The sequence below is a fragment of the Gloeobacter violaceus PCC 7421 genome, assembly GCF_000011385.1.
Classification (GTDB): Bacteria; Cyanobacteriota; Cyanobacteriia; order Gloeobacterales; family Gloeobacteraceae; genus Gloeobacter; species Gloeobacter violaceus.
Genome location: NC_005125.1, coordinates 2,685,590 through 2,709,273, shown reverse-complemented (window position 1 = coordinate 2,709,273; position 23,684 = coordinate 2,685,590). Strand labels below are relative to the sequence as shown.

Sequence of the window (23,684 nt, the reverse complement as noted above, 5' to 3'; positions counted from 1 at the left end):
GCTACGGTCCGAGCACCAGCGACTGAAAAGGCAATGACGTACGACCGGTAAGATCTGTGAACACCGTTGGAATGCGGCCCAAAATGGCTTCGACCACCTGCTGGGTAGCGTCCTCAGGAAGCATCTGGTAGCGCAGCTGCAGCCGCTCGTCCGGAAACCAGGCGCGGCTCAGGCGTTGCAGATCCTTGAGCGTCAGCCCCCCTTCGCCGAAGTTGGGAAACAGTTGCAGACCGCTCAGCCGACCCCGCTCGAAAAAGGCGCGCACAAAGGTGCCCTGGGCGGCGACGGCAGGTCCGCCGGGCAGATGGAGCGCTTCCCCACCCGGCAGGTACAACATCGCCATCGCCGCCTTGCGCTGGAGGCGGGCGCTTTGCTCGAGGGCCGACCAGCCATGAACGCGGGTGTAGGCGGCAAAATCGGCCTCGCGCATCCCCAGGTACAACCGATCGGCTTCCAGGGCCGGGCGGGCGGGCGTCTGGGGCAAAATTTCCTGGGGAAGCCGACCGTTTTTAATGGGCAGACCCAGCGCGGGCAATGCAGCCAGCCATAGCAGGAAGCACCCCCCGCCGAACAGCCGCCCGGCTTTCAATGGCTCTCTCCACACTCCACCGGCTGCACGAACACCATCGGCACCTAGCGGACAGGGGCCCCGAGGCGCTCCAGGGTCGATTCGCACTCGGCGCGCACCATGGTGTCTTCGTCGCGGCCGGCGGCGATTTCGAGCGCTTTGACGGACTTGCGGTTGGCCAGTTCACCCAAAGCAAAGGCGCAGGACTGGCGGACCTCGGCGGATGAATCTTTGCCGAAGCCGAAGGCGTTGCCCTTGAGCATCTGCTCAAGACGCCCCACCGCGGCCTGGGACTTGAGCTTGGCCAGTGCCATCACCGTGGTTGCCCGGGAATGCTCGTCGCCGTTGCTGAGGGCGGACAGTAGGGCTTGTTCGGCCTGCGGACCCCCGACGTCGACCAGTTCGAGAGCGGCGCGGACCTGACCGACGCGGCCACTGTTGGCCAGTAGCGAAGCCAGGGCTTCAATCCGTTTTACGTCTGCCATGTCATCATTCCTCCTGTGGCTACCAAACAGTAACGGTTGGCGTTGCTTGATTTCAATCTAGATCCAATCGTGACCCCTCAAGATATCTCTATGAGTAAGTGCTTTCATCAAAGTTCAACAAACTTTGGAAAACGGCCGCCGGTGCCCCATATTGGTAAAGTTCTCGAAATAAAGAGGCGGGGATCGCTGGCATTGGCCCATTTTTTGAAACAATATTTAATCGATTTCACGAAAAAGCTTATTTGTTTGGCACAAGCCACCGCCCGCCGGGGGGATGGTAGGGTAAGGAGCGGCACCGGTGGAGGGCCGAACCTGTGGAACATGCACCAAGCAAGCAGCCGTCCGGCAGCGACGCGCTCAAAGCGACATTGCTCAGGCAGGTCGTCAGGCCGCAACCGAGCCTGCTCGATCTGCAGCCGTTGATCGCCGGATTGCAGCAAAGCTGGCAGCCGCCCTCCACGGGCGAAGCTTTGGCCGTCATTCTCGACGGCCTCTGGCAGCTGCGCTACACCACCGCCAATGCCCTTTCCAGGCTCGGTCTGGACGATCTGCCGGGGGTGGAGCGCCGCCGCACCTATCAGTTTGTCGATGCTGCCAATAGCCGCCTGTTCAACCTGGCGGAGGTGGAACTGGCCGGGGGGCTCGCGCGGGGCACGATCCTGGTGCGTGCCGCTTTGCGCCTGGGCGAAGTGCCCCGGGTGCACGTGCATTTCGAGCGCTCTGCACTGATCTGGGGCGGCATCGACGAATTTGGCACCGCCGAGGGGGCTATCCGGCGCCTGGATGCGGGTGAAGGTGTGGGGGTGCGCTTCGATGTTCGCAGCGAAGGAAGCGTCGATACGCTCTACATCGACACCGACTTGCGCATCGCCCTCGGCAATCGCGGCACGATTTTTATTCTGACCCGCCCCTAGCCCACCAGCTCTCTTACAAAAGCCGGCGATTTTTCCGGCCACGGCCCCTGGCTGCAGACCCAGGGATCGCCTCTAAAAGCAGCCGCCAGAAAATCGACGAAACAGCGGACCCGGGCCGGTTGGTAGCGGTCTTTGAGATAGACCGCGTGGATGGGCAGCGGCGGCGGTTGAAAATCGTGCAACACGACCTGGAGTACCCCCCGGTCCAGATCCTCCCCAAACAGCCAGACAGGCGAAACGGCGACACCGAGACCCGCCAGCACCGCCTCGCGGATCGCTGCGGAATTGTTGCATTGAAAATTGCCGCGCACTTTCACCTGCACCGGTCCGCTCTGGCTCTCAAATGACCAGGTGTTGCCCGTCGCCAGGTGTGTGTAAACCAGGCAGTTGTGCCGGGTCAGATCCTCGAGGGTGCGAGGTTCCCCGGCCCCGGCAAAATAGGCCGCCGATCCGACGGTGACCCGGCGCGTCGTGCCGATGCGGTGGGCCACCAGGGAGCTGTCTTCGAGTAGCCCAATGCGGATGGCCAACTCCGCCCCTGCTTCGATCAAATCGACGAACCCGTCGGTCATCGTCAGATCCAGTTCAATATCTGGGTAGCGATCGAGAAACTCTTTCACCCTGGGCACGATCCGGTATTGGCCAAAAGCGACCGGGCAACTCACCCGCAGGCGCCCGAACGGTCGCTCGGCGCTGCGGACGCTCGCTTCCGCTTCCTCGATAGCCTCCAGCACCCGTCTGCACTGGCGGTAGTAGCGCTCACCCTCCTCGGTGGGGCCGAGCCTGCGGGTCGAGCGCACCAATAGCCGCGCACCCAGGTGCTCCTCCAATGCCGCGATTTGCTTGCTGACGGTCGGCTGGGTGGTAGCCATTTCCCGCGCCACCGCCGAGAAGCTGCCGGTCTCGACGGCGCGGACGAAACTGCGCATGCAGGCGATGCGATCCATGACCTGAATTCATACTTACTTGGAATATATGTTATGGCTTTTTTCCATCTTCTCAAAGCTATATGAATGAATTTAGAGTTTTGTCAGGCGAGGATTTTGCTTCCAAACCCCAGACTCCGACGGACAGCCAGACATGAATGCCAATTCCAGATCACGGACGGTTTTAGTGAGCGGTGCGACCAGGGGCATCGGTCTGGCCATCGCCGAGCGGCTGACCTGAGCCGGGCATCGGGTCGTCGGTCTGGCTAGAAACGCACCTCCAGACGGTTTTCCGGGAATATTCTTCCCGGCCGATCTAGCAAATCGCGAAGCGACCAAGGCTGTGCTGCAGGAAGTGACCGGCCGGTTCGTCCTCGACGGTGTTGTGAACAACGCCGGTTTGGTTCAGCTGCGGGCGCTGGGAGATATCGATCCGGGCGAAATGCTCGAAGTTCTCGATTTCAACTTGCTCCCGGCGGTGCAGATGACCCAGGCGGCATTGCCTGCGATGCGCGCCGCCGGTTGGGGGCGGATTGTCAACATCGCGAGCCTGGTCGCCCTCGGCTGGACCGAGCGCACCGGCTATGCCGCCGCCAAGGCGGGCCTGATCGCCATGACCCGCACCTGGGCGCTTGAACTGGCGAAGACGGGCATCACCGTCAACGCCGTCGCCCCCGGCCCCACCGAGACGGAGCTGTTTCGCAAGAACCATCCGCCTGGGAGCGCCTCGGAGGCGCGCTTGCTCGCGCAAGTTCCTGTAGGCCGCTTCGGCCACCCGTCGGAGATCGCCGCGGCGGTCGCCTTTTTGCTCAGCGAGGACGCCGCTTTTATCACCGGCCAGACGCTCTTTGTCGACGGCGGCGCGAGCGTTGGCCGCGCCCTGATGTAAATCGTTTCCACCGCACCCATTCAGGAGGATCGGACCATGGCTACTGTGCAACCGGAATACTTCAGCAAATACGAAAACTTAATCTTCACCCGCGACGAACAGGGCATCCTCACCGTCAGGATGCACACTCAGGGCGGGCCATTGGTCTTCACCGGCAAGACCCACCGCGAGTTTGTCGATGCTTTTTACGATATCAGCCGCGACCGCGACAACCGGGTGGTGATCCTGACGGGCACCGGCAACGCCTGGATGGACCAGATCGACTTTGCCAGCCTCGGAGATGTCACCAACCCGCGCGAGTGGGACAAGACTTACTGGGAGGGCAAAAAAGTCCTGCAGAACCTGCTCGACATCGAGGTGCCGGTGATCACCGCCGTCAACGGCCCGGCTTTGCTGCACACCGAATACATTCTGACCAGCGACATCGTGCTTGCCGCCCAGAGCGCCGTCTTCCAGGACATGCCCCACCTCAACGCCGGGATCGTGCCGGGCGACGGCGTACATGTACTGTGGCCGCTGGTGCTCGGCCCTTCGCGGGGGCGCTACTTCCTGCTCACCCAGCAAAAACTCACCGCCCAGGAGGCTTTAGACCTAGGGGTGGTCAACGAAATGCTGCCAGACGAAAAGCTGATGGAGCGCGCCCAACAGTTGGCCGAGCAACTGGCCCACCAGCCCACCCTGACGCTGCGCTACACCCGCGTCGCCCTCACCCAACGCCTCAAGCGTCTGGTGAGCGAGGGACTCGGCTACGGCCTTGTCCTGGAGGGAATCACCGCCACCGACCTGCGCAACGCCTCGTAAAGTTGTCGCGAAGAGATTCCTGGTTTCTCTTCAAGTATGAACTGCACGGCACGTGCATCAGCATCAAACCGTTCCACCTATTCCATTACATCGACGAACAAGCGTTTGGGTTTAATAATCGCAAGGGGATGAATGACGAAGATCGCTTTAGTGAAGTGGAGGGACAGATTGGGGGCAAGTACATCGAAAACAACAAACCTCTCGGCAAGCCCCAACTTCTTCCCTCTACGCTATGACGACTAAGACGGTTCGGCAGAGCCGGAGAAAACGGCGGAAGAAGTAGGCGGCTTTCGCTTCGGCCAGTGCATACGCAGTTATGTTCGGCTTGCTTCTGTTGTTCTTAGACACACTGCTGAATCTTTGAATGCGGCACAGATAACAATTGGTCCATTAAGTTCGCAAACGCTTCCTGTCCAGTGGAGTGCTCGTTCGCAATTTCTCACTGTCCCCCAGACCTTACCACTTTGTTTGCATCCGTACAGCGCTCGACAACCTTTCGAGTGAACGGCTCAGTTCTGATGTTGTCCCGATGAAAGTTGTCGGCCGCAACTTCATCAATAATCGCGGCGGCTCGTGTCATCAATTCATCTGCCTTTACACCGTCCCAAAGAATCTCCATGATTGGATTGCAGTATCTCTCCATCTCTCGTGAGTTCCATTGAGGCAATGGATCAGAGTTGACAAGCATCCTTGCTGCGAGCAGGATATGGAAACGGGCCGGCTTGTACTTTGGCTCTAAGCGCCGGTTCCGAAACACATACTCCAGCTTGTAGAGGCACAGGGCGGCCGTATAATACGGTTCCATCTTATGCCCCTTCACGAAGATGTCCTTGCTAACCTTGCTCGATATTGCACCGTAGTTTCGCGTCGTTCTGTGCGGCTCGCCAAGAAACATTGCAGCGACCGCTTTTACGAGATTGGAAGGGACAACAATGCGCGTCTTCTCTATGCTAAGCCGATCATACTGCCGAGATCGACGCTCGTAGTAAAGTTTGTGCGAATCAGGGAACGACTGAAAGTACAACTCTAGTTCTTTCGGGAACTCCTGCAGAGCAAAAAACTGCTCCTCCTTGACCTCGGTCTGCCGATTCGTTGCCCGTATGATTGCGTTTGTAATGCCTTCGTCTTGTGTACCGATCAACCGAACGGGAACCATCACGCGGTCATTAAGTTTGTCCCGGTTGTTGAATAGAACATGGCTAGTCTGGCATCCGTTAACGATCTGGTAATCCTCTATGTAGAACTTGTTCCCTGTTGGCTGAACTTTGTTCGCGATGATCGTGACCCCATTATTCATCAGGACGAAGCGGTCGCTCGCTTCAGATTCAAGGGTCGCCTTGATTTCGGAATTGACCTGGTTATAATCCTGCCAGTCCCTTACGTTGTCGTAGAACAGGCCACCTATGATTTCTCCATTGTCATCCTGAAGAAGCTTGATGAATTCAGAGACCGGCAAGAAGCCAAGGTATGCCTCACTAACTCCTGGCACCTCTGGAACTACGGTACGATTCGTGAACAAGAATTCCCTAGAGACTGCGTTCTTGGTCTGCCGGTAAAGTCTTTGGAGTTCCTCTGCGTCTACTGGAACAAACTCTACCTTGCTAAAGAGTCCTGTTCCCTTTAGGTCGCTGACAACTGCAGATCGGCGTGCTTCCAAGACGGTATCGCCAACCCACTTTCCGGTGGTAACATAATTAAGCCAACAGGCTGGATTGCTTCGGTTGAACTTGCTGCTACGCTTGTATATAGCTGTCATGATTTCGGCAGAGGCTGAGATACGCTCACTTCGAATCATACTGTGGCCTGACTCCTTAAAGAAGTCAATTACCCCAAAGCCGAAAGTTCCAATTTTTGCAGCTTCAAAGCTTGCGCTTCGCTCTGCCTGAACAAAGACAAACAATACATCTAGATTGCCCGCTTTTTCTGCCAGTTGCTCAAAGCTCTCCACATCGGTAATCAGAGAGCCGTTCACGATAATTGCGATGCCGTCGATCCCCGTGTCTCCACCAGCACCCATAACTAGGTCCTCAGTGTCAAAAGTTTCGCTGTGATGGCGCTTGACAGTAACGTAGGAAGCGAAGTGCTCAAAGCGCTTTTCCTCTGGCAAAAGCGTAATTCCGTGCACAGCAGAAAACTCGTTTAGCAACGATTCAGAAATTCTGTCCATGATGGTACGACCCCCAATAATATAAAGTTGCGCCACCGCGACCTCGGGAATCACTGAGAACCCCTTTCTTATGATGACACCCCTCATTCACTGAATCAAATATACTATTGCCCTCTATTGAGACAAGAGCCATACCTCCTGGCTATGCGAATTGGAGTTTTAGCCTGCATCTATGCGGGCTGAGTGCTGCATTCTACCGCTTGGCACCGAAGCGAGCTTCTTCTTGAGTTCGTCGAGTTCTACTTGGGCAGCGGCGATTGATTTGCGCAGATCGTCGCTGGCAAATTCGTCGCTGCTGCGGGCGAGCACTTTCTCCATCGCGGCGATGTGGGCGGTCTTGAGGGCCAGTTCGGCCGGGACGGCGATGTCCGGAGCCACCCCGGTGCCTTCCCAGTTGGTGCCGGTGATCGGGTTCACCGAACGGGCGTAGGGGATGAAGACGCCAAAGTGTTCGTCCAAACGCTCCAAGCTGCCCGGGTGGGCGCCCCCGGCGGTGGTCTCGCCAACAATGGTGACCCGGCCCAGGGCTTTGAGGTTGTAGGCAAATTCTTCGGCGGCCGAGAAGGTCTTGCGGCTGGTAAGCAGATACACCTCCTTGTCTAAAAAGCGTGGTGAGGGCAGATCCGCGCTCGTCCAGGTCTCGCTTTTGCTGTCGTTGGGGCGCGCGTAGATCGTGTTGAGGTGAACAGGTTTGCCCTCGAGCAAGTAGGAGCTCAGCAGCGCCACCATCCGGGGACTGCCGCCGCCGTTGGCGCGCAGATCGATAATGAGCGCGTCGGTGTAGGCCACAAAGCGCATCGCCGCCGCTGCCGTCTCAGCCGCCTGAGCCGGGGTGACAAAGCCGTGCAGTTCGAGATAGCCGATGTTGCCCGCCAGGCGCTCGACTTTTTGAAAGCCATGGTTGCGCCAACTGTTGAACCGCTCGGCCTGCGCCGGCTGTTGCAAAGTCGAGAGGGGTTTGTGACTGTAGACGACCCGCAGGTGCCGATCGCGGCTGAGTTGCTGCAGATTGTCGGTGAGCACCGCCGCCAGAATGCGGGCACTTGCAATGTTTTCGTACTCTTGCTTGTGCACACGCCGCCGGATATCGGCCACCAGCCGCGTTGCCACCTCCGGAAAAACGTAGCCGCGCTCCAGCGCAGCCAGCATTTTCTCAATCACCGTTGCGCGGGTCGTCCCATCAATGGCCAGGTCCGGCTGATCGCGAGCAATCGGCGGGTAGGCCGTCACAGGCCGAACAGCACCAAGGGCAAGTACAAGCGCAAACAAAGCAGCAACAAACTTTTGCATGGCGAATTTCCTTGGCTAATCGATCGCACGGCTTCGCCGATCAGTCGCCTCGGCGAGCCTTACCACCCGTGGAAATCCAGAACGCAGCAACAAGACAGGCATTTCGCTGATATTAATTTATTAGTAGACGCAATGCCCGTCAAGCCCCGAGACAGGCAGCCTGGCCGAAAGGTGCCCCGCAGCGGCTGCGTGCTAGAATGCACCGCCGAGAAACAAGGCGCCTGTGACTCAGCCCAAACCTGTGTATCTGATTGCTCCCACGACGGCGGGGCGGAAACTGGCCCAGGCCCTGCAGGCGCTGTTGCCCGAAGCAATGCTCTGGAAGCGACCGCTCGGCGAACTGGAAAGCGCCTGGCGCGAGGCGGGGCAACTGGTCTTTGTGCTGGCGGTCGGGGCAGTGGTGCGGCTGATTGCGCCCCTGCTCGCCGACAAGCGCACCGATCCGGGCGTGGTGGTTATTGACGAGGCGGGACGCTTTGCTGTGAGCGTGAGCGCGGGCCACATCGGGGGCGCGGACGCCCTGGCCGAGCGAATCGCCGCACTGCTGAGCGCCACGGCCGTGCTCACCGGCGCCGGCGGCCGCCACGGCCTGCCGCCGGTCGACTTGTTGGGCAAAGCTTATGGCTGGCAAGCCGGGGAAGCTTCCGACTGGAACCGCGTAGCGGCCCTGGTGGCAGCGGGGGAGCCGGTGCAGGTGGTGCAGGAGTGCGGCCTCGACCTCTGGCGCGCCGCCCTGCCCGAGAGCCACCCGTTTGTGGATACCGCGGCGGCGGCAGGCAGGCTGTGGATCAGCCACCGGCTGCCAACCGCCGGCACCCTGCCCACGGTGTGCTGGCATCCGCGGGTGATCTGGCTGGGGGTCGGCTGCGAGCGGGGGATCGCCGCCGACTTTCTCGAGCAATCGATCCGGCAGGCGCTGGCCGGGGCGGGGCTGGCCTTCGAGGCGGTGGCGGGGATTGCCAGTCTGGATATCAAAGCCGACGAAGCGGGACTGCTGGCGGTGGCCGAGCGCCACGGCTGGCCCGTGCGCTTTTTCGACGCCGCCACGCTGGCCCGCTGCCCGGTACCCAACCCTTCGCAGGCCGTGGCGGACTGTGTGGGGACTCCCTCGGTGGCCGAGGCTGCGGCCCTGTTGGCGGGCGAGGCTTTGCAACTGGCGGCCCCCAAGCGCGTATTTAAGGCGGCCGGAGCGGGCGCCTGCACGGTAGCCGCCGCCGTTGCCATTCAGGAATTCAACCCGGCGCCGGGCAGACTGCTGCTGATTGGCAGCGGCCCAGGAGCGCTCGATCAGATTACTCCCGCTGCCCGCGCCGCCCTGGGAGCGGCCCAGGTGGTGATTGGCTATCAACTCTATATCGATCTGATTCGGCCGCTGCTTGCACCCACCCAGATCGTCGAGACCAGCCCAATTACCCAGGAGGTGGCGCGCGCCGAGCGGGCTATCGCCCTGGCGAGGCGAGGTCTGGCGGTGGCGGTCATCTCCAGCGGCGATGCGGGTATCTACGGCATGGCCGGGCTGGTGTTTGAGCGGCTGGCCCGGGGCGGTTGGAACGGCCAAGCTCCCGCCGTGGATGTCCTGCCCGGAATTACCGCCCTGCAAGCCGCCGCCGCCCGCGTCGGCGCCCCGCTGATGCACGACTTTTGCGCCATCAGCCTCTCGGACTTGCTCACGCCCTGGCAGACGATCTGCACCCGGCTTGAAGCCGCCGCCCGGGCCGATTTTGTCGTCGCCCTCTACAACCCCCGCTCCGCTTCGCGCACCCAACAAATTGCCCAGGCGCGCGAAATCCTGCTCGCCCACCGCGATCCGGCTACCCCCGTCGCTCTGGTGCGCTGCGCCTACCGCCCCGACGAGCAGGTCAGCCTGCACACCCTGGCTGATCTCCCTTTGGAATCCGTCGACATGCTTACCACGGTCCTCATCGGCAACCGCGCCACCTTCCGCCGGGGCGACCGGCTGATCACCCCCCGGGGCTACCCGCACCCCTAGCGGCGCTCCCCGCCGCTCAGTAGACGAGAATTGCTATTGCTTTTGTTTATCGTGCAGAACATGATAAAAATTGCACAAACTCGGACAAAGGAAAAATCCCCTTCATGAGTGCACAAGGAGCCGACAATTTCGATGCCCGTCTCGACCGCCTGACCTGCCTGGCCGAAGCAAACGTGCAAGCGCTGACCGAATTGCATACCCTCGCCGCAGTCCACTTCCGCTCGCTCGATGCCCTGTGCGGTCAGATTGCCGATACCAACCGCAGTGTGCAGACTCTCTCGGAGATGATCGCCACCCAGTCGCGTGACTTGCAGGCGATCGCCTGCAATGTCGAGAATCTGGTGGATTCCTACATCCAGCAGGCCCTCTCGCTCCAGTCCGGAGTCGAGCGGCGCACCGAGACGCTGCACGCGGTCACCGCCCGCCGCCACGACGCACTGCACGGCGAGATTCGCGCCATCCGCGAGGATACCCGCCAGCTGCAAAGCGAAAACCAGCAGATTCTTCAGCTTCTGCAAAAGCAGTGATTGAGATTCCCTCCGCCCGATTACACTGCGATTGCGGCGCCGTCCTAAAGCTCACTTGAGCCTGTACTGATCAAGAATCGCCTGGACGTGGCGGGGGATCAGTTTTTTGAGCTTGTCCGGGCGGTGCGTCTTCAGGTAGTACCAGTTGCGCGTCTGCTTGTTTTCGACGGCGAGGCGGGCAAATTCGAGGCCGCGCGGCCCGAAGTGCTCGACTTGCCAGGTGAATAGCTGCGCCAGCAAACTCGGCAGCGTGATGGCCGGTTTGCCCAGGTAGCGCAGAATCTGTTTCATCGCCTCGCTGCGGTTGCCGCGGTCGGTGAACCGACCCATTTCGAGGTCGTCTCGCAGCAGGTTGAAAAGCGCTTCTCCCTGCTCATTACGCACAAGAAACCACTGCCAGCCGATATCGGCGGCCATATACCCGACGCTCAAATCCGCAAGGCCATTGGTCTGATCGAAACAGGACAGGCACGCCTGGGGAAAACAACCCCGAAGCTTGTCCATGGGCATCTCGAAGTAGCTCACCTTCTCGATCGCACCGTTCTCGTGCCAGAACCAGATGCGAAAATCGGCCATAAATTCGAGCTTTTTGACCGTACGCGGCGAGCGGCTGGTGGTTTTAATCAGGCGCTGCCAGTTGGCGAAGGTCATGTTGTCGGTGCACACCAGACCGACGACATAAAGCTTTTCGAGGCCCAGTTGTGCTTCGATGGCCCGCAAAGCACTCACCTGGCAACCGACGCCGACCACCGCCAGCCGACGGATACCCTGTCTTTTGACCTCAGGCACCAGATCCAGAATCGGAGCTAGATCCCAGCGCGAGCCGCCGGTGTGCGCCAGTTCCGCCGCGTGGCGCACCAATACCGGCGTGCCGGTGTTGTCGGGGTTGCGGCGGGTGGTGAGTACCGCCTCGACTTTGCCGCTATCCAGCAACCGCTCCAGGAGGGTGCTCACGGCACCACCGGTCTGGCTATCGGGGCGGGGCGTGCTTAATCGGGCAGCGTGCATCGAGCGGAACACCCCAAAGTACAGCTCGTCGCCCGACAACCGGCGGCTACGGCCGTGCAACTGCACTTCGCGCTCACTCACCCGATCGTCCTCGAATGGGCAGATTTCCTCGACGTGCGCTTCGAACTGGGCATGAAAGCACAGACCACAATTGCTGCAGGTGCGGTTCTGCAGCAGCGGGTAGGCAGGACCAATCGGCGCTTGAGTCATTGCTAAACAGCCCCCGGGGCGGTGGATTCAAAAAATCGGTAGCTTACATGGTAGGCCGTGTCGGCGGCACGGGCCAGAGGGAGGGTGTCCGGCGTGGTGTAGATCTACCCCGGGTGCATCGGCAGTTCGGCAGCAGCGCCGACCCGGGCAAGTGTGCCGGCAAAGGAGTAAAATAGGCTCCAGGAGGGGATTCTATGGCCGCTCGTTCCTGCCGGGAAAGCAAAGTGTCGATCCTGGGTGCGGGCAATGTCGGAAGCGCCCTTGCCCAAAGGCTCATCCAGGGCAACGTTGCCGATGTAGTGTTGCTTGATATCGTCGAAGGCCGTCCCCAGGGGATCACCCTCGACCTGCTTGAAGCCTGCGGCGTCGAGGGACACACTTGTCGGATCACCGGCACCAACGACTACGCCCAGACCGCCGGGTCGGATGTGCTGGTGGTGGCGGCCGGATTTGCCCGCCAGCCCGGCATGAGCCGCGACGACCTGCTGCTGACCAACACCCGCATCGTTTTTGAGGTGACGCAAAAGGCGGTTGCCCACTCCCCGGAGGCAACCGTGGTGGTGGTTACCAATCCCCTCGACGCGATGAGCCATGTCGCCTGGCGGGCGAGTGGTCTTGTCCCTGAACGGGTAATGGGCATGGCGGGGGTGCTCGATGCCGCCCGCTTCGAAACATTTATTGCCTGGGAACTGGGATTTTCGGTGCGCGATATCCGGGCGATGGTGTTGGGCGGACATGGAGATCTGATGGTGCCGCTGCCTCGTTACACCACCATCTCGGGCGTTCCTCTGACACAACTGTTGAGTTCCGCCCGGATCGACGCACTGATCGAGCGCACCCGCACCGGCGGAGCTGAGATTGTTCATCTGCTCAAGCGCGGCGGCGCTTACTATGCCCCGGCCGCCGCCGCCGCCCGGATGATCGAGACTTTGTTGGGCGACGAACGGCGTCTGCTGCCGGTCGCCGCCTACCTGAGCGGCGAGTACGGTTTGAGGAACATCCACATGGGTGTGCCGGTCATCCTCAGCCGCCACGGTGTCGAGCGGGTGGTCGAACTGACTCTGGAGACGGAGGAAAAAGCTGCACTGTACCGCTCCGCCCATACGATCCGCGCCAGCCTCGATCAGATTGCTCACCTGATGCCTGCAAACCAGCCGCCATCGGCGGTGTAAGATCGGCTGGCGCGGGTGTCAAAATGCGGAGTTTTTTTTATTTCCAATTCGCCAGTACAGGAGTAACATTTTTGGATACAAGGCTCCTCAAGAATGAAAAAGTCTAGCTGAAGTCCCCCCGTACAAGCATTTGTTTCTCAATCTCAAAACCACCACGAATTTCCTGGAGAGCAGGATGCAACGTTCTCATTTCACCGAAAACACTATGGCCTGGTGGCTGGAGATAGCCACCGACGAACCTTATCTATATCTGTTCGGCCCTTTCGAATCGCCCGAGGAGGCAGAAGCGGCCGTCCCCCGGCACCGGGCGGACCTGATCTCCGAAGGCTGGCAGGTGCTCTCGGCCACGGTCAGCTCCAAGGGACCGTCCGGCGCCTTTCTGGTCGCTTGAAAATTAGAGCCTCCAGTAGCTGACGGCGGCGGCAGCCAGAGTCATCACCCCCGGGGCGATGGCACCGTCGCCGCCGTCGAAGCTTGGGTGGTGCAGCGGGTAACTGGTCGGCCCGCCCACGCCGAGCCGGAACATCGTACCCGGCACCTGTTCGCAGAACACGGCGAAGTCCTCCGCCCCCATCGAGGGCTCCGGCAGCGCCTGGAGGTACTGCGCCCCGAGCAGCGTCCGCACGCAATCTTCCACCAGATGGGTCAGGTGGGGATCGTTGATCACCGAGGGTGTGCCGTTGCCGTAGTGCAGCCGGTAGTCGGCGCCGAAGGCGGCACAGGTCTGGGCGACAATTTGCTCGATCCAGGTGGGAAGGGCCGTGCGCGTCTGGGGATCGAGCGAGCGCACCGTGCCTTTGAGCACGACGTGGTCGCAGATAATGTTGGGGGCGCGTCCACCCTGCATCTGGCCGATCGAGAGCACCACCGGCCTGAGGGGATTGTGCATGCGGCTGATCCCCTGCTGCAGGGCGGTGACCACGTTGGCGGCGACCCAGATGGCGTCGACCGCCTCGTGGGGACGTGCCCCGTGGCCGGAACGACCGAACACTTCGATCACAAGCGAATCGGCGGCGGCGGTGAATACCCCCGGCCGCACGCCGATCACCCCGACCGGCAAGCTCGGAAAACAGTGCAACGCAAACAGCGCCGAGACCCGCGGATCTTCGAGCGCCCCGTCGTCGACCATCCAGCGCGCCCCCTGGGCTGTCTCCTCGGCCGGTTGAAACAAAAACTTGACCCGGCCCGGCAGCGACTCGCGCAGTGACGCAAGCACCATGGCCGTTCCCAGGCCGATCGCCGTGTGCAAGTCGTGACCGCAGGCGTGCATGACGCCGCGCACCTGCGAGCGATAGGGCAGTTCCGTCTGCTCGGCAATCGGCAACCCGTCCATGTCGGCGCGCACCCCGACGGTGCGTTCGTCGCGGCCGTTGCCGGTCAGCAAACCGACCACCCCGGTGCGTCCGACGCCGCTTTTTACTTCCAGACCCAGTTCGGCCAGCAACTCCGCCACGCAGTCGGCGGTGCGGTATTCCTCACCGCTCAATTCAGGGTGGGCATGGAGGTGCTGACGAAGGGCCACCAGTCTGGGCAGCACCCGGTGGGTCTCGGCGCTGATCGCCTGAAGCAGAGCCGGGCGGGCGGCAGAAAATTCGTTGGAGGGCGACAGGTACATACTCTGAATCACTGCCATCCTGGGGTGCGGCCTAGACCGCAGCACTCGGCGACTTTGATTAAACTTAACACTGTTCGGCGCTTTTCTTCGCACCGGGGCGGGCTGGTATAATCCTTTCAACTGTTTTCCTGGTGAGCTGCAAGGCGGTGAACGGCTCCCGAAGGTAGACGGGTTCCAGGTACACCGCAGGCGGGTTGATGCATAGGATTCTTTTTATCTCCGACGGCCATGGTGAAGATTGGGTCGCGGCGCAGATAGCTTCTCACCTGACCCGCTTGTCCGCCCAGCGCGATTTGGGAGCGCTCGAGCTAAGAGCGCTGCCGATGGTGGGCGACGGCCACAGCTACGAGCGCATCGGCGTGCCGCTCGCCCTTACCACCCGGGTGTTGCCCTCGGGAGGCTTCACCTTTAAGACGATGCGCGGGCTGTGGCTCGATTTGCGCTCGGGCCTGGCCGGTTACGGCGCTCACCTGGTGCGCTCGGTGCGCGGTCTGGCCGATTGGGCGGACTTGGTGGTCGCGGTGGGCGACATCCTGCCGCTCTCGCTCGCCTGGTTAACGGGCAAGCCCTATATTTTCGTGGGCTGCACCAAATCCGACTACTACACCGAAGGCGCCTACAGCTGCTATTTCCCCTGGGAGCGGGCGCTGTTGCATCCGCCGCGCTGCCTGCACGCTTTCACCCGCGACCGGATCACCTGCCGCAATCTGCGGCTGCACCGGGTACCGGCCAGCTACTGGGGCAACCCGATGATGGACGGGTTGGAGTGGAACGAGACCCACCAGCCGCCGCGGCCGGAGGGCACTTTTATCGGCCTGCTGCCGGGTTCGCGGCCGGGAGAGGCCCAGCGCAATTTGCTCGATATGTTGCGCTGCCTGGAGGCCGTTCGCCACCGCCTCGGGGAACCGGTGCACTTCGAGGCGGCGATCTCAGCGGGGTTGGGCCTGGAGAGCTTCCGCCGTCAGGCCGCTCCTTTGGGCTGGCAGGAGTACGGCGAGGGCCGCTTCGAGCGCAACGCCACTGCGGTGGTGCTGCGCACGGACAACTTCAGCGCGGTGCTGCACCGGGCCCATTTGCTCATCGCCATGGCCGGCACCGCCACCGAGCAGGCGGTGGGCCTGGGTAAACCGGTGATCACGCTGCCGGGGCGCGGTCCGCAGTTCACCCGCCGCTTCGCCTATCTACAGAGGCAGCTGCTCGGCGATTCGGTGCGCATCGTCGATGTCGCCCCCGCCCGTCGGCCCGAGGCGGTCGCCAGCACCGCCGCCGATTTGATCAAAGATCGCGAGCGGCTCGGGCAATTTGCGTGCAACGGCCGCGAGCGCATGGGCGGTGCCGGGGCCGCCAGCCAGATCGCCGAATTTACCCTTGACCAGTTACCCCGGCGGGTCCGCGGCGGTACTCCCCAGTCGCGTGGCTGAAGCCCCTGCCCTCGAAGGCGGCACGGGTTTGGCCGCTCTGTGGCGATTTTTCCGCCAGCCGGAAATCTGGCGGCTGTGCCTCGGACGTTGGACCTCCGACTGGGGCGACGCGGTGCACATCCTGGCGTTTAACTGGCTGTTGGTGCAGCAGACCGGCTCGGCGGCGGCGGTGGGATTGTGCCAGGCCCTCTGGATTGCAGGCCAACTGACTTTCTCCTGGCCGGGGGGATGGCTTGTCGACCGGCTGGGTCCGCGCGCGCTGCTGCTTACGAGCTACGGCCTGCACGGCGCCCTCATCGCCGCCTTCGCCGCCTTCGCCTTTTGGGGGCGGACCAACCTCTGGCTGTTGGGAGGGATTTCGATCGTGCTCGGGGTACTCGGCGCCCCGACCGATCCGGCCCACCGTTCCCTCACCAAGCAGATAGCCCCTGAAAACGCCGATCTAGTTCGCCTCAACGGGCTCCTATCTAGCGGCGGGGCTGCCGCCCAGTGTCTGGGACCGCTGTTGGCCGGCTGGATGCTGATGGTGGTGCCGGGCGCCTGGGCCTTCGCCCTCAACGCTTTGAGCTTCGTCGCCGCCGCGGTGGCCCTGGCGGGTATCCGGCCAAAAGCGCCGCGCGCCGCGGCGGCCCCGCCCCTCCCAGCCGCCGCCGGTCGCGCTCCGCTGCTTGCCGTCCTGCGGCCCCTGCTAGGCCCGCTCATCGCCGCCAGCGGCTTTATCTTCGGCCCGGCGGCTCTGCTGGTGGTCTTTTTGCCCTACTACGTCCAGCAAGTCCAGCACTGGCCCATCTCGGCTCTTGGCACGCTGGAGGCGGCCCGCTGGCTGGGATTGGGTGTCGGTACCGTCCTCGGCTCGCTGCTGCTTGGGCGTCTGGTCGTCCGATTGTCCCTGGCCCTGGCCGTGGCCCTGGCCTCGCTGCTTGTGCCCCTGGCGGGTTTTGCCCTCAGCGCCTCCGCAGGCTGGATGGTTCAGGCGGGCTGGCTTGCCGCCTTGGGCACCGCGGCCGGGGTGGCCTACGTCCTGCTCAATCAGCTGTTCTTGCAGGAGGTGCGCGCCGAATGGATGGGTCGGGTCAACGGCGGGCTGGCGGTCTACGTCGGCCTGGGCCTACTCGTCTTTGGGGCGTTGTGGTGGCTGACTATCGAACGGATTGGCTATCCTGTGGCCCTGCAGGGGGCCATCGCGCTTTTTGCCGCCTGCTTGATCCCCTCCGCCCTGGCGGCTTTGCGCCCCCGTTTGATGAAGTATTTCTCACTAGACAACCGTTCGCAGGAGCCATAGGATGAAGAAGTGTAAAGAATTGGTTTGGGATAAGCACTTGTCGGCACGTCGATTCAGGTTATTGGCGCTGTTGGTGGCTTGCGGAGCGCTTTTCGCCCCTGGTGTCCAGGCGGCCGACGAGGTGATTACCGAGCGGGTGCGGGCAATTGCGGCTCAAATGGATGCGTCGGCCTCCCAGGAAAACCTGGATAGCCTGTTTGCAAACTACGCCACGAGTTTCAAATCTAGTGACGGCCTCGGCTACGAAACGACCCGCCAGGCGGTTTCAGCGCTTTGGGAGAAACTTGCCAAGCCGACCTATCAGACGAATGTCACCGCGGTCGTTCCTGAGAAAAACCGTTACCGGGTGAATGCGACGACGCGCCTGCAGGCGGATTACAAGACCGAACTGGGCGAACCGGCCCGCCTTGAATCCACCGTCGAGACGGTCAGCCGCTACGAAGATCAAAAAACTGGCCTCAAGCTGGTCTCCCAAGAAATTGCTGCCGAGCGCACCACTTTGAGCATTGGCGGCAAGCCTCCCCAGGTGAGTCTCAACCTGCCCTCGACGGTGCGGGTGGGCAAGAACTTCAAAGTTGAAGCCGTGCTCGCGACACCCCTGCAGGAGGCGCCCGCTCTGGGGGGGATTCGTCTGACGCCCATTACAACCAAGACGGCTACCGCTCTCGAAGCGCCCGCCCTTGAACCGCTGCGCACCGGCGGTTTGTTCAAGACCGGTCAGGCGCCTTCGCGCCCGGAAGATCAGGCGGTCACCCTCGCCTTTGTCCGCGAGGGAGGGCTGGTGCTGGTCAACCAGAGGCTCAAAGTGACCGAGACAGAGCCGCCAAAGCCGGAGATCCAGCCCCCGGCCCCCGCCCCCAAACTTTCACCGAAAACGGAGTAAGCCCGCGATGAGTGTGCCCTGGCTCAGTCTGATCCTCTTCTTTCCCACCCTGGGGGCTTTGGGTCTGGCCCTGCTCCCGGGCGAGGTGAGCTACCGCTTCGCCCGCGTCTGGGCACTGACGGTGGCCGGACTGACCTTTTTGCTGAGCGGTCTGGTGGCCTACAACTTCGACTACACCAGCACCAAGCCCCAATTTGCCGAGACCATCAACTGGTTGCCGCAGTTGGGGATTAGCTACAACATCGCGGTGGACGGCCTCAGCCTGCCGCTGGTGCTGCTGACGGGTCTATTGGTGGTGCTGTCGATCCTGACCAGTTGGGAGCTCAACAAGCGCGCCCGCCTCTACTATGTCCTGATTTTGCTGCTGAGCACCGGTGTGCTGGGAGCCTTTATGGCCCGAGACACCATCTTGTTCTTCCTGGCCTACGAGATGGAACTCATCCCGCTGTACTTTCTCATCAGCATCTGGGGCGGCAAGCGGCGCGAGTACGCGGGCACCAAGTTCCTGCTCTACACGTTTTTGTCGGGCGTGGCGCTATTGGTCGCTTTCTTGAGCACTTACTTCTTCTCCGGGGTCAACAGCTTCAGTATCGACGTGCTGGCCAACCCCGCCACGCCCTATCCGCTCGCCTTCCAGTTCATCACCCTGGGGCTCATCACCTTAGGTTTCGCCATCAAGATGCCCCTGGTGCCCTTGCACACCTGGCTTCCTGACGCCCACGTCGAGGCGCCCACGGCGGTCTCGGTGCTGCTGGCGGGGGTCTTGCTCAAGCTCGGCACCTACGGCATCGTCCGCTTCGGCCTCGGGATCTTCCCGGAGGCGGCCGTCCAGTTCGCCTGGCTCCTCTCGGTGCTCGCCGCCATCAACGTCGTCTATGCTTCGCTCGCGGCGATGGCTCAGACCGATATCAAAAAGATGATCGCCTACAGTTCGATCGCCCACATGGGCTATGTGGTGCTGGGCATCGCCTCGCTCAACGAAACCGGCCTGGGCGGTGCAATGTTCCAGATGATTAGCCACGGCATCATCTCGGGACTGTTGTTCATGTTGGTGGGTCTGATCTACGAAAAATCCGGCACCCGCGAACTGCCCAAGCTTGGGGGGCTGTTTGCCACCATGCCGGTAGTGGGTGCCTTCTTCGTAGGGGCGGCGATGGCGAATGCGGGACTACCCGGCATGAGCGGCTTCGTGGCCGAATTTATGGTCTTCTGCGGCGGCATCGAGCGCTACCCGGTGGCGACGGTGCTCTGCATCTTCGGCATCGTGCTCACCGCCATCTACATGCTCGCGATGCTGGCGCGTGCCTTCTTCGGCAAGCTACCCGCCAATCTGGAGACCATGCCCCGCGTCAAAGCCTGGGAGCTGATCCCGGCCACGGTGCTTCTGGTCATCTGCGTCGGTCTGGGGCTGTTCCCGACCCTCGCCACAGGCATCTTCGAGCCGAACGTGGCCCAACTGGTGCAGCAACTTGATGCCAAGACCGTTGCTCAGATACCGCGCTAAATCGTTGAGATAGACGCACCGCATCCAGGCAAAAGCAACTACCTGGATGCTTTGGTTTCCTTGAGGCCAATCTTTCGGAAATAGCCAATAAGCCTGAGGAATACAAAAACCTTAAGTGGATGCATAACCATGACTGGCATAGGCATATAATAATGTGACGATTTCAACAATCCTCGCCAGGGCAACCATGAGATTCTCGCTTATCGTATCTGCATGTGTGGTCAGTCTCAGCGTTCTGTCTGCGCCAGTTGTTGCTGAGCAAAGTGTGACCGAGTCTTTGCGCAAACTAAAGTCGACAGGTAATTGTATGAATTGCAATCTGAGGGGAGCAAATCTCTCTCGGATGGTACTCATCGAGAAAGACTTAAGCGGTGCTGACCTAACGGGCGCAAATCTAGAACTTGCTACTTTGATTGGTACAAAATTCAGAGGCACCATATTGAATCAAGCCCGACTGCAAAGTGCAAATTTAACTAAAGCCGATTTTAGCAAAGCGAGCATGCAAAGTGCAGATTTTAAGCATGCTAATTTAGCTAGCGCAACACTCAGTCAAGTGGACGCCCAGGGGGCAGATTTTAATAATTCGAAGGTCAAAGGAGCGGATTTTACCTGCGCGAATCTTAGCGGAGCAATTTTGTACAGCCAGGACTTCCGTCAAGCCAATTTCATGAATGCAGATGTGACCGGAGCTACGGGAGCATTACTTTCCGAGGTGCCTGGGAGTCCACAAGTTTGTCCTCGACCTTGATCGTAGATTCAACTTCAGAGGCGGAATTTATTAAATCGGTGCGCAACCTTCCCATATTTGGCTGCTTGGGCAGGGTATCAATTATTGGGTCGGTTGTGTCGATAAAAGCATCCGCACGAGCTTCACTGTCATCGGCGATATGATCCTAGATTTCAGCAAGATCAGTGATGACGCGAGGGCGTTTAATGATGACCGGTATTCACGCCTCAGAGCTGGCGGCGGTGCGCCCGGCTCTGCGCTTACGGCCTTCTTGCTTGATTTCTTCAGCGTTCCACAAGGTTGGCGGGCCACTTTGAAGACCATCGCGAATGTCCTGCCATAGTTGCTCGAGCTTGACGGCGCGCAGGCGGTCCTGTTCATCCATCAGGCGCAACGCCTCGCGGACAACCTCGCTGGCTGATGTGTAAAGGCCAGACGCGACTTTCTGCCTAATCATTTCCTCAAGTTGAGGGGTTAGATTGACGTTCATCGTCATGACAACCTCTATTTCTGTCGTGGCTAGACTCTGAACATAACATCACTGTCAGAGGTTGGCAGAAATTGCCAATGAGTTGACGTCTAATGTTGAGCTGCCGTCATTTCTTTAGCGCGCGGAGTCGCTACGTAAGCATCGTATCCTATCTCCCGTGACCCGCAGACCGTCGCGGCTGCAGTGGACTGCATGTGATGTAAAGGACACAAGGAGCCTTAAAACTCGCGCATCAGCGAAGCTGTGTAGGGCGATTGGTGCAGATGCGCTTTGCCGACCGAACCGAACAGCTCCAGCATGTGGCGCACCACCGACTGCATCGCGGCGATGCCGCCTTCCATCAAATCCAACAGATCGATGGCGGGTTCGCGGGTGAAGCTCTCTTTGAGATTGCGCAGGTACGCTCCGCGCACCTCGGTGTTGACGTTGAACTTGCACACCCCCAGCCGGATCGATTCGCCGATCAGTTCGGCGGGCAGTCCGGAGGTGCCGTGCAGCACCAGCGGAATTTCGATCAGTTCCCGGATTCTGGCGAGGCGGTCGAAGTCGAGTTTGGGTTCTCCCCGGTACTTGCCGTGGACGTTGCCGATCGTGACTGCCAAGGCGTCGACCTCGGTCGCTTCGACGAACTCGCGCGCCTGCAGCGGGTCGGTCATCTTCGCTTCTAGTTCCGAGACGCTCAGACCGTCCTCACTGCCGCTGATGCGGCCAATCTCCGCCTCCACCGCCGCTCCGAAGCTGTGGGCCAACCGGGTCATCTGGCGGGTAAATTCGAGATTTTGCTGATAGGGAAGATGGGAACCGTCGGCCATCACCGAGGGCAGACGCACCTCCAGGGCGTAGCGAATGTCCTGGGCGGAGGAGCTGTGATCCAGGTGAACGGCGATGGGCACCGTCGATTCCCGGGCCGCCTCCAGGCAGAGAGCAACCAGGGGCGGACCGCCGAAGCGCAGCGCGCTCGGGTGCAACTGGAGCATGGCGGGGCTCGCAGTTTCCTCGGCCGCCCGGACTACCGCCAAGACCCCTTCGAGGTTGTAGATGTTAAATGCACCGATGGCGTAGGCACTTCGGCGCGCCGTGCGCAATAGCTCAATCGTTGAACTGAGCATATCTGTGAATCCCGCAGCTCCATTGCAGGCGCCAGTCTACCACTCGTATCCACGTTCCAGTGCGGTACGCATCGGCCGGTGCCGGAGTTGCTGCACTCCGGCACCGGCTGACACCGAGCAAGCATCAGAACTTGCCTGTGTGATAATCCTGAACAGCCTCCCAGATTTCAAGCTGGGTGTTCATCACAAATGGACCGTAGCGCACCACGGGTTCGTCCAGGGGCCGCGCCGCCACGAGCAAGAGCCGCGCAGGCGTCTCGCCGGTCACCAGCGTCACCGAATCGCCATCGCCCAGCACCGCAAGCTGCCGCTCGCCGCGCGGCTCGCCGGGAGCTTCCGCCGCCGCCCCAATCTCCGCCTGGCCTTCAAAAATATAGACAAAGGCCGTGTGTCCGACAGGTACCGGCTGCACAAAGCGGCTATGGGGCGGTAAGGCGATATCCAGATACAGCGGGTCGGTGGCGATGCCGCGCACCGGACCTTCGACCGCCCCCACCCGGCCTGCGATCACCCGGATGTGTTCACCATTCGGCCCAGTGATCTGGGGGATCGCCTCGGGGGCAAATTCCTGGTAGCGCGGTGGGACCATCTTGTCTTTGGCAGGCAGGTTGAGCCACAGCTGAAAGCCCCGGATGCGGCCGTCCTGCTGCTCGAGCATCTCGGAGTGGACAATGCCCCGTCCGGCGGTCATCCACTGCACCCCCCCGGCTTCAAGGACGCCCTGGTGGCCTTTGTTGTCGGCGTGGCGCACCCGCCCGGCAAGCAGATAGGTCACCGTCTCAAAGCCGCGGTGCGGATGATCCGGAAAGCCCGGCAACGACTCGGTCGCCTCCTCAGAACGAAATTCGTCCAGGAGCAAGAAGGGATCGAGTTCGCGCAGCGACGAATCGCCGATGGTGCGGTAAAGATTCACATCGTCGCCGTCGCTGGTCGGGCGGGCGGTAAGCACCCAGCTGACCGTGCGCGGACGGCCGACAGTTGCGGTGGTTTGCATAGAAGCCCCTCCTACAATGGCTTTCAATCGATGTCCCGGCTGGAACCAACGCACACGGCCCAAGGGCAATAGCTTGAGTTCCAATAATTTAATGTTAAAGCATAAACCAGGTGCTGTCCAGCGCCGAGGCGCCGAGCCCTGGAACGGTCCAATGGGCACCGAACGGGCAAAAGGCTCAAGACCGGCAGCATCGCGTTGCGTCTGTCCACGTGACGGGCCTTGCGGCATCTGGATACCTTGCCGTGGCATCCTATCCAGCCTCCCGGCAACCCGGCGATGTGCAAAAACGCCTTCGGTGGGGGGCCATAGTCGTGAGCTTTGGATACACTGGCACTCAGGACGATTACCCGCACGCATCCATGGAGCGCATGGTTCTCGCACCCGCTGCCGTCTCGGCACCGCCTTTGCCCACCAAGACGCCCCTCGACCCGGTCAAGACACCGGAGAAGACGCCCCTGCGCTGGCGCGACTGGGTGGTGCGGCTGTTCAATGACCCGGTCAACAAGTTCGAACACGTCGTCGAAAGCCTTTGCAAGCATGTGCCGGGCATGTCGCAGGATATGGCCTGGTCGGTTGCCTGGCAGGCCCACCGCGAAGGGGTGGCCGCCACCTACCAGGGGCCGCGCGAAGTGGCCGAACTGGTCTGCGAAAAACTGGTCCGCGATGGACTCATTTCCGACTGCTGCGAAAGCTGACGGATCACAGCGCCACT

Annotated in this window: 22 protein-coding genes and 1 pseudogene; 13 read left to right on the top strand and 10 right to left on the bottom strand. The window is 61.1% G+C overall.

Features of this window, described 5'->3' with window-relative positions; genetic code table 11:
• Position 1 precedes the first annotated feature (1 nt).
• Together GLL_RS13195 and GLL_RS13190 are read right to left on the bottom strand one after the other, a co-directional pair.
• Positions 2 to 589: a hypothetical protein gene (locus GLL_RS13195; protein WP_164929047.1), complete on the bottom strand. Its 588-nt coding sequence runs from the start codon at positions 587 to 589 to the stop codon at positions 2 to 4.
• Positions 590 to 633: 44 nt separating this feature from the next.
• Positions 634 to 1,053 carry a HEAT repeat domain-containing protein gene (locus GLL_RS13190; RefSeq protein ID WP_011142548.1) on the bottom strand — a complete coding sequence of 140 codons (420 nt, stop codon included), beginning with the start codon at positions 1,051 to 1,053 and terminating at the stop codon, positions 634 to 636.
• A 314-nt stretch (positions 1,054 to 1,367) separates the two neighbouring features.
• Here GLL_RS13190 and GLL_RS13185 point away from each other — a divergent pair, with 314 nt between their 5' ends.
• Positions 1,368 to 1,967: a fibrillin-like protein gene (locus GLL_RS13185; protein ID WP_011142547.1), complete on the top strand. Its 600-nt coding sequence runs from the start codon at positions 1,368 to 1,370 to the stop codon at positions 1,965 to 1,967.
• Here GLL_RS13185 and GLL_RS13180 read toward each other — a convergent pair.
• Positions 1,964 to 2,914, bottom strand: a complete 951-nt coding sequence (locus GLL_RS13180) for a LysR family transcriptional regulator (protein ID WP_011142546.1) — start codon at positions 2,912 to 2,914, stop codon at positions 1,964 to 1,966. The genes GLL_RS13185 and GLL_RS13180 overlap by 4 nt on opposite strands.
• Before the next feature lie 133 nt (positions 2,915 to 3,047).
• Between GLL_RS13180 and GLL_RS13175 the strand changes: the two are divergent.
• Positions 3,048 to 3,782: pseudogene (locus GLL_RS13175) on the top strand (SDR family oxidoreductase).
• A 36-nt stretch (positions 3,783 to 3,818) separates the two neighbouring features.
• Positions 3,819 to 4,583 carry an enoyl-CoA hydratase/isomerase family protein gene (locus GLL_RS13170; RefSeq protein ID WP_011142544.1) on the top strand — a complete coding sequence of 255 codons (765 nt, stop codon included), beginning with the start codon at positions 3,819 to 3,821 and terminating at the stop codon, positions 4,581 to 4,583.
• A gap of 439 nt (positions 4,584 to 5,022) precedes the next feature.
• Here the strand turns inward: GLL_RS13170 and GLL_RS13165 are convergent, their stop codons facing one another.
• Together GLL_RS13165 and GLL_RS13160 are read right to left on the bottom strand one after the other, a co-directional pair.
• Positions 5,023 to 6,804, bottom strand: a complete 1,782-nt coding sequence (locus tag GLL_RS13165; protein ID WP_164929046.1) for an AIPR family protein — start codon at positions 6,802 to 6,804, stop codon at positions 5,023 to 5,025.
• Between the two features lie 105 nt (positions 6,805 to 6,909).
• Positions 6,910 to 8,040 carry a S41 family peptidase gene (locus GLL_RS13160; protein ID WP_011142542.1) on the bottom strand — a complete coding sequence of 377 codons (1,131 nt, stop codon included), beginning with the start codon at positions 8,038 to 8,040 and terminating at the stop codon, positions 6,910 to 6,912.
• Between the two features lie 223 nt (positions 8,041 to 8,263).
• Here GLL_RS13160 and cobJ point away from each other — a divergent pair, with 223 nt between their 5' ends.
• Positions 8,264 to 10,030 carry a precorrin-3B C(17)-methyltransferase gene (gene cobJ, locus GLL_RS13155; RefSeq protein WP_011142541.1) on the top strand — a complete coding sequence of 589 codons (1,767 nt, stop codon included), beginning with the start codon at positions 8,264 to 8,266 and terminating at the stop codon, positions 10,028 to 10,030.
• A gap of 104 nt (positions 10,031 to 10,134) precedes the next feature.
• Entirely contained in the window at positions 10,135 to 10,557 is a 423-nt protein-coding gene (locus GLL_RS13150; RefSeq protein WP_164929045.1) for a hypothetical protein, read from the top strand.
• A gap of 51 nt (positions 10,558 to 10,608) precedes the next feature.
• Here GLL_RS13150 and GLL_RS13145 read toward each other — a convergent pair whose 3' ends face one another.
• A complete protein-coding gene (locus GLL_RS13145) occupies positions 10,609 to 11,775 on the bottom strand; it encodes a Coenzyme F420 hydrogenase/dehydrogenase, beta subunit C-terminal domain (RefSeq protein WP_011142538.1) in 1,167 nt (388 codons plus the stop codon).
• 194 nt (positions 11,776 to 11,969) lie between these two features.
• On the opposite strand from GLL_RS13145, the gene mdh reads away from it, so the two are divergent.
• Positions 11,970 to 12,947 carry a malate dehydrogenase gene (gene mdh / locus GLL_RS13140; RefSeq protein WP_011142537.1) on the top strand — a complete coding sequence of 326 codons (978 nt, stop codon included), beginning with the start codon at positions 11,970 to 11,972 and terminating at the stop codon, positions 12,945 to 12,947.
• A gap of 175 nt (positions 12,948 to 13,122) precedes the next feature.
• Complete coding sequence (locus GLL_RS13135) at positions 13,123 to 13,338, top strand: DUF1816 domain-containing protein (RefSeq protein ID WP_011142536.1); 216 nt, start codon at positions 13,123 to 13,125, stop codon at positions 13,336 to 13,338.
• Between the two features lie 3 nt (positions 13,339 to 13,341).
• On the opposite strand, the gene GLL_RS13130 is transcribed toward GLL_RS13135, so the two are convergent.
• Positions 13,342 to 14,517: a M20 family metallopeptidase gene (locus tag GLL_RS13130; protein ID WP_407919995.1), complete on the bottom strand. Its 1,176-nt coding sequence runs from the start codon at positions 14,515 to 14,517 to the stop codon at positions 13,342 to 13,344.
• Between the two features lie 242 nt (positions 14,518 to 14,759).
• Between GLL_RS13130 and GLL_RS13125 the strand changes: the two genes are divergently transcribed.
• From GLL_RS13125 to GLL_RS13105, 5 genes are all read left to right on the top strand, one after another.
• Positions 14,760 to 15,983 carry a lipid-A-disaccharide synthase-related protein gene (locus tag GLL_RS13125; protein ID WP_011142534.1) on the top strand — a complete coding sequence of 408 codons (1,224 nt, stop codon included), beginning with the start codon at positions 14,760 to 14,762 and terminating at the stop codon, positions 15,981 to 15,983.
• Positions 15,976 to 17,265: an MFS transporter gene (locus GLL_RS13120; protein ID WP_011142533.1), complete on the top strand. Its 1,290-nt coding sequence runs from the start codon at positions 15,976 to 15,978 to the stop codon at positions 17,263 to 17,265. The genes GLL_RS13125 and GLL_RS13120 overlap by 8 nt, the downstream gene beginning before the upstream one ends.
• Before the next feature lies 1 nt (position 17,266).
• The gene (locus GLL_RS13115) at positions 17,267 to 18,148 is read left to right on the top strand and encodes a hypothetical protein (protein ID WP_011142532.1); all 882 of its coding nucleotides are present in this window, start codon (positions 17,267 to 17,269) and stop codon (positions 18,146 to 18,148) included.
• Positions 18,149 to 18,155: 7 nt separating this feature from the next.
• Positions 18,156 to 19,652 carry a complex I subunit 4 family protein gene (locus tag GLL_RS13110; protein WP_011142531.1) on the top strand — a complete coding sequence of 499 codons (1,497 nt, stop codon included), beginning with the start codon at positions 18,156 to 18,158 and terminating at the stop codon, positions 19,650 to 19,652.
• Positions 19,653 to 19,839: 187 nt separating this feature from the next.
• On the top strand, positions 19,840 to 20,400 hold the full coding sequence (locus GLL_RS13105; protein WP_011142530.1) for a pentapeptide repeat-containing protein: 561 nt from the start codon (positions 19,840 to 19,842) through the stop codon (positions 20,398 to 20,400).
• Positions 20,401 to 20,599: 199 nt separating this feature from the next.
• Here the strand turns inward: GLL_RS13105 and GLL_RS13100 are convergent, their stop codons facing one another.
• From GLL_RS13100 to GLL_RS13090, 3 genes are all read right to left on the bottom strand, one after another.
• Positions 20,600 to 20,875 (bottom strand): type II toxin-antitoxin system ParD family antitoxin, encoded by a 276-nt coding sequence (locus GLL_RS13100; RefSeq protein WP_011142529.1) that lies wholly within the window; start codon positions 20,873 to 20,875, stop codon positions 20,600 to 20,602.
• 212 nt (positions 20,876 to 21,087) lie between these two features.
• Positions 21,088 to 21,978: a class II fructose-bisphosphate aldolase gene (locus tag GLL_RS13095; RefSeq protein WP_011142528.1), complete on the bottom strand. Its 891-nt coding sequence runs from the start codon at positions 21,976 to 21,978 to the stop codon at positions 21,088 to 21,090.
• A 124-nt stretch (positions 21,979 to 22,102) separates the two neighbouring features.
• A complete protein-coding gene (locus GLL_RS13090) occupies positions 22,103 to 22,972 on the bottom strand; it encodes a pirin family protein (protein WP_011142527.1) in 870 nt (289 codons plus the stop codon).
• A 359-nt stretch (positions 22,973 to 23,331) separates the two neighbouring features.
• Between GLL_RS13090 and GLL_RS13085 the strand changes: the two genes are divergently transcribed.
• Positions 23,332 to 23,667, top strand: a complete 336-nt coding sequence (locus GLL_RS13085) for an ATP-dependent Clp protease adaptor ClpS (RefSeq protein WP_197530001.1) — start codon at positions 23,332 to 23,334, stop codon at positions 23,665 to 23,667.
• The last annotated feature ends 17 nt before the right edge of the window (positions 23,668 to 23,684 follow it).